The organism is Amycolatopsis sp. NPDC003861 (assembly GCF_053605405.1).
In genome coordinates this window covers 1-5,537 of sequence record NZ_JBSGJD010000404.1, presented here as the reverse complement: position 1 = coordinate 5,537, position 5,537 = coordinate 1, and the positions used below count along the sequence as shown (strand labels likewise).

At 73.8% G+C, this 5,537-nt stretch carries 3 protein-coding genes; 1 reads left to right on the top strand and 2 read right to left on the bottom strand.

Features of this window, described 5'->3' with window-relative positions; translation table 11 throughout:
* Positions 1-41 precede the first annotated feature (41 nt).
* Together ACWEVN_RS46145 and ACWEVN_RS46140 are read right to left on the bottom strand one after the other, a co-directional pair.
* The gene (locus tag ACWEVN_RS46145) at positions 42-1,070 is read right to left on the bottom strand and encodes an alpha/beta fold hydrolase (RefSeq protein WP_452055492.1); all 1,029 of its coding nucleotides are present in this window, start codon (positions 1,068-1,070) and stop codon (positions 42-44) included.
* Between the two features lie 93 nt (positions 1,071-1,163).
* The gene (locus ACWEVN_RS46140; RefSeq protein WP_452055491.1) at positions 1,164-3,869 is read right to left on the bottom strand and encodes an ATP-binding protein; all 2,706 of its coding nucleotides are present in this window, start codon (positions 3,867-3,869) and stop codon (positions 1,164-1,166) included.
* Positions 3,870-4,004: 135 nt separating this feature from the next.
* Here ACWEVN_RS46140 and ACWEVN_RS46135 point away from each other — a divergent pair, with 135 nt between their 5' ends.
* Positions 4,005-5,507 carry a tannase/feruloyl esterase family alpha/beta hydrolase gene (locus tag ACWEVN_RS46135; RefSeq protein ID WP_452055490.1) on the top strand — a complete coding sequence of 501 codons (1,503 nt, stop codon included), beginning with the start codon at positions 4,005-4,007 and terminating at the stop codon, positions 5,505-5,507.
* The last annotated feature ends 30 nt before the right edge of the window (positions 5,508-5,537 follow it).

Here is a 5,537-nt window from a genome sequence, read left to right as displayed (position 1 = left end):
GTGGTAAGGCGGGTTCTAACCCGCCTTACCACTCACGAGGCTCACAGGTGGGTGGCGTCGATGACGGCCTGGGCGAACGGGCGCGGTGCTTCCTGCGGCACGTTGTGGCCGATGCCGTCGAAGACGCGGTGTTCGTACTTGCCGGTGAACTTGGCGCGGTAGGCCTTGCCGTCCTTGGCCGCGCCGTCGAAGTCGCTGCCGATCGTGATCGCCGGGACGCCGATGGTCGCTCCCGCGTTCAGCTTCTGTTCGTACGCCTCGTACTGCGGCTCGCCCGGCGCCAAGCTCAGGCGCCAGCGGTAGTTGTGGATGACGATGGCGACGTGGTCCGGGTTGTCGAACGCCGCCGCGCTGCGGTCGTACGTCGCGTCGTCGAAGTGCCAGGCCGGCGACGCCGTCTTCCAGATCAGCTTGTTGAAGTCGTGGCGGTTGGCCGCGTAGCCCGCGCGGCCGCGTTCGGTCGCGAAGTAGTACTGGTACCACCAGCCGAGCTCGGCGGCCGGGGCCAGCGGCTTCTGGTTCGCCGCCAGGTTCGTCACGATGTACCCGCTCACCGCGACGATCGCCGTGCAGCGTTCCGGCCACAGCGCGGCGATGATGTTGACGGTCCGGCCGCCCCAGTCGTAGCCGCCGAAGACGGCCTTGTCGATCTTCAGCGCGTCCAGCAGGGCGATGACGTCGAGCGCCACGGCCGTCTGCTGGCCGTTGCGGACCGTCGCCGCCGACTTGAACGCCGTCGGGCCGTAGCCGCGCAGGTAGGGGACGATCACCCGGTAACCCGCGCCGGCCAGGATCGGTGCGACGTCGACGTAGCTGTACGGGTCGTACGGCCAGCCGTGCAGCAGCACCACCGGCTGCCCGCCGGCCGGGCCGAACTCGTGGTAGGCCATCGTGACCAGGCCGGCGTCGGCCTGTTTGACCGGCCCGAGCGAGGTGTGCTCCCCGGACCCGGCCCGCAGGTCGGGGGCCGGCGCGGGGGCGGCCGCGGGAGGGCCCGACGAGCAGGCCGCCAAGGACGTCGCCGCGAGCCCGGCCGCGAACACGTGCCCGAACCTTCTCCTGCTGATCATCTGCTGCTCCTGCGCGAAAGACTGTGGGACTTTCACGACGTTAGGAGCCGTTTGGTGACCTTCGCGCCCGTCAGGTGACGCAGCCGGTGTACGTCATCCTTCGAGGGTCTTCAGCATCCCGGCGAGGTCGGCGCGCGAGCTGACGCCCAGCTTGGGGAAGATCCGGTGCAGGTGGGTGCCGACGGTCCGGTGCGAAAGGTACAGCCGCTGCCCGATCTCCCGGTTCGTCAGCCCTTCGGCGGCCAGCTGCGCGATGCTCAGCTCGTGCGGGGTGAGCTTGTCCCGCGCGTCCGGCCCGCGGTTCGGGCTCGACTCGCCCGCGCTGCGCAGCTCGCGGCGGGCCCGGTCGGCCCAGGCCGCCATGCCGAGCGCGTCGAACGTCTTGCGGGCGGTGCGCAGGTGCGTCCGCGATTCGACGACCCGCCGCTGCCGCCGCAGCCACTCGCCGTACGCCAGGTGGACGCGGCCGCGTTCGGCGGGCCAGCCGGCCGAGTCGAGGGCCTCGGCGAACCGCTCGTCGCTCGGGTCGAGCACGGCCCGGGCGTACCGGAGGCCGATGTGCAGCGCGGGTGACGGCGTGTCCAGGCACTCGAGTCCGGCCACGACCTCCCGCAGCTCGCCGGTCCGGCCCGCCCGCACCGCGGCTTCGGTGAGTTCCGCGACGCAGTACGTGCGCAACGCCAGCTGGTAGGCGGGGTCGGCCGGGTCGAGCAGCCGGCGCAGGTCGGCGAAGGCGTCCTCGAACCGGCCTTCGCTCAGGCCGGCCAGGCCGCGCGTGAGCTGCACGGTGGCCAGCACCGGCCGGGCGCCGGCCGCGAGCCCGGCGCGTTCGGCCTCGTCGGCGAGGGTCTTCGCTTGCTTGTGCTCGCCGCGCAGGGCGGCTATTTCGGCCTGGACCGCGGTGGCGAGCCCGGCCATGAACGGCTGGCCGGTCTCGCGCGCGAACCGGACCGCTTCCGCGGCGGCGGGCACGGCACCGGCCAGATCGCCGAGCCGGACCCGGCTCCACGCCAGCACGGCCAGCGCCCGCGGCAGCAGCCCGAGCCGCCCCTGCGCCCGCAGCCCGGGCGCCGCGGCGGCGGAGAACCGGGCGGCGAGGTCGAAGGCCCCGACCTGCAGTGCGGCACTGCCGAGGTACCGGTCCACTTCGGGGTCGGCGCCGGTCTTGGCGACCAGCTCCCGGAGGTGCCCGAGGACGGCCGCGCCGCGTTCGAAGGGAGCGACATAGGCGGTGACGGCGACGATCCGCGGGTCGCCGTCCGGGATCGGCAGCCGATCGGCGACGTCCAGGAGGGCCTTCCGCGCTGCCGGACCGGGTTCGGTCCAGAAGCAGCGCATGGCGGCGCTCCAGAGGATCCGCATGGCGGCGTCGTGGTGGCCGTCTTCGGCGACGGACGCGGCGGTCCGGGCGAGTTCGGCGACGCGGGCGGGGTCTTCGCGGACGCCGTCTTCGAACTCGCTGAGCAACCGGCCGGCGGTGGCCCGGCGCCGGGGATCGGCCGGGTTGGCCGCGTGGACCAGGCGTTCGGCGGTCTCCCGCCGCCCGGACTCGACGGCCAGTTCGGCGGCCAGCAGCAGCCGGTCGGTCCTGGCCCCGGCGTCGGGACTGAGCCGGGCCGCCTGTTCGAGGGCGGCGATGGCGGCCGCGGCACCACCGCGGAAGCGGGCGCGCTCGGCGGTGCGTTCGAGTTCGCCGGCCACGGTCTCGTCCGGCCCGGCGGTGGCGGCGGCTTGGTGCCAGGCACGCCGATCGGGCTGGTCGCGGAGGGCTTCGACGAGGGCGAGGTGGGTGTTGCGGCGGTCGAGCGGGGTGGCCGAGGCCGGGATGGCGGACCGCATGAGGGGGTGCCGGAAGGTGACGGCCCCCGCGGACAGCTCGACCAGCCGCGCTTCGACGGCGGGGGCGAGGACCGCGGGATCGGCGGCGCGCTCGGTCGCGGTACCCGTCCCGAGCAGGGCGTCCGTCGCCGCCAGGGTCTCTGCCAACGATGTCGTCTCGTTGAGCGCCGCCACCAGCAGGGCCGTCCGGGTCGCCGCGGGCAGCGCCGCCACCCGGGCCGTGAACGTCCGCTCCAGCCGTTCGGTCAGAGGCAGCACCGGGTCCACGCCGTCCAGCGAGGCCACCGCCGCGGGCAGCTCCGTCAGCGCCAGCGGCAACCCCGCCGCCTCGGCGAGCAGCCGCGTCCGGACGGCCGGCGCCAACCGCGGCGCCACCGAATCCAGCACCTCCGCCGCCGCGTCCGCCGGCAACCTCTCCAGCACCATCGACGTCAGCCCCGCCGACAGCAGCGGGGACTCGGCGCCGTCCCGCAGGGTCGCCACCAGGACGATCGGCTCGGTCTCGATCCGCCGCGCCACGAACGCCAGGACGTCCGCGCTGGCCCGGTCCAGCCAGTGCACGTCCTCCGCCACCAGCAGCAACGGCTTGGCCGCCGCCTTCTCGGCCAGGAGCGTCAGCACCGCCAGCCCGACCAGGTACGCGCTCGGCTCCGCTCCCGAAGCCAGCCCCAGCGCCGTCTGCAGGGCGTCCCGCTGCGGCGCCGGCAGCTCCGCCACCCCGGCCCGGACCGGGTGCAGCAGCTGGTGCAGCCCGGCGTACGCCAGGTTCCGCTCGGCCTCGGCCCCGGTCGTCCGCAGCACCCGCAACCCCGCCACCGAGGCCGCCGCGGCCGTCGAAGCTACCAGCGCGGACTTCCCGATGCCCGCCTCGCCGCGGATCAGGACGCCGCCGCGGTCCTCCGGGCCGTCGACGAGCTCGCCCAGCTCCTTCAGCTCGGTGTCCCGCCCGGTCAGCGCCATGGAAACGACCTTACCCAACACTGTTTCCGCAGCTCACGGCCGAGTGACGTACAGCGGCAGCGTCATCCGACGGGCGCCGGGCCGCCCCGCCGGCACCTAGCGTTCCCCCGCAATGACCAGCGACCGGAGAGACCGATGAAACGCCTCCTTCTCGCTGCCGCCGTGCCGCTCCTGCTGACCACCGTCACGCAGCCGGCCGCCTCGGCAGCAACCCCCGCCCCCTGCGCCGCCGTCTCGGTGCCCGCCCCGCCGGGCGCCGGGATCGAGTCGGTGCAGGCCACGCCCCAGGCGTCGTACTGCCTGATCACCGTCACGCTCACCCACACCGGCAAGGACCACGTCAAGGTCGCCGTGGCCCTGCCGGACACCGGGTGGAACGGCCGGCTCCAAGCCCTCGGCGGCAGTGCCTACGCCGCCGGCAACTTCGACGCGCTCCCCCAGGCGGCCCAGGCCGGCTACGCCGCCGTCACCACCGACGCGGGCGTGTCCCTGGACGGCCTCGACACGTCCTGGGCGCTGAACGGCGGCCGGGTCGACCAGACGCTCCTGACCAACTTCGCCACCCGATCGGTGCACGAAGAAGCTGTCATCGGCAAGGCCGTCACGCAGCGGTACTACCAGCGGCCGATCTCGTACGCGTATTGGACCGGCTGCTCGACCGGTGGCCGCCAGGGCTACTCCGAGGCCCAGTCCTATCCGAAGGACTTCGACGGCATCCTGGCCAACGCGCCCGCCGTCGACTGGACGCAGTTCGCGGTCGCCACCCTCTGGCCGCAGGTCGTGATGAACCAAAGCCACGACTTCCCGAGCCCCTGCGTGCTTTCCGCGTTCCGCACGGCCGCCGTCCAGGCGTGCGACGCGAAGGACGGCGTGACCAACGGCATCGTCGACCGGCCGGACGAATGCGGCTACGACCCGCGTCGCCTCGTCGGGACGAAGGTGGTCTGCGACGGCCACGAGGTCACCGTCACGGCCGCGGACGCCGAGGTCGTGCGCAAGATCTGGGCGGGCCCGACCGACGAGCGCGGCCGCAAGCTGTGGGCCGGGCTGCCGAAGGGCGCGGACTTCACCTGGCTCGCCGGCACCCAGCCGGGTCCCGACGGCACGCTGACCGCGCCGGGCTTCCCGGTGGCCGTCAAGTGGGTGCAGTCGTTCCTGGAGAAGCGAGCCGATTTCGACACCTCGAAGCTGACGTACGCGCAGTTCGCGGCCCTGTTCCGCCAGTCGGTGCGTGAGTACGACGACGTCATCGGCACGTCCGACCCCGACCTCTCGGCGTTCCGCCGCGCCGGCGGCAAGCTGATCACGTTCGTCGGCGCGAACGACCAGCTCATCCCGCCGGGCGGCACGCTGTCCTACCGCGCCGAGGTGGAACGGACGATGGGTGGCCCGCAGCGGGTCAACGACTTCTACCGGCTGTTCCTCGCGCCGGGTGTCGAGCACTGCTTCGGCGGTGGCGGCCCGGAGCCCACGAACGCGCTCGGGCAGCTGGTCGACTGGGTCGAGCACGGGACGGCGCCGGCCACGCTGACGGCGGCGTCCGCGGACGGCAAGACCCGCGACCTGTGCCCGCTCCCGCGGGTTTCCCGCTACACCGGCGGGGACCCGGCCACGGCGTCGAGCTACCGCTGCCGCTGAGCTCCGGTCCGCGAGCGCCCTCCCCCGGCG

What these genes read in the sequence shown, in the direction of transcription:
- ACWEVN_RS46135 (WP_452055490.1), top strand. Translation starts at nt 4,005, where the DNA reads ATGAAACGCCTCCTTCTCGCTGCCGCCGTGCCGCTCCTGCTGACCACC.
- ACWEVN_RS46145 (WP_452055492.1), bottom strand. Translation starts at nt 1,070, where the DNA reads ATGATCAGCAGGAGAAGGTTCGGGCACGTGTTCGCGGCCGGGCTCGCG.
- ACWEVN_RS46140 (WP_452055491.1), bottom strand. Translation starts at nt 3,869, where the DNA reads ATGGCGCTGACCGGGCGGGACACCGAGCTGAAGGAGCTGGGCGAGCTC.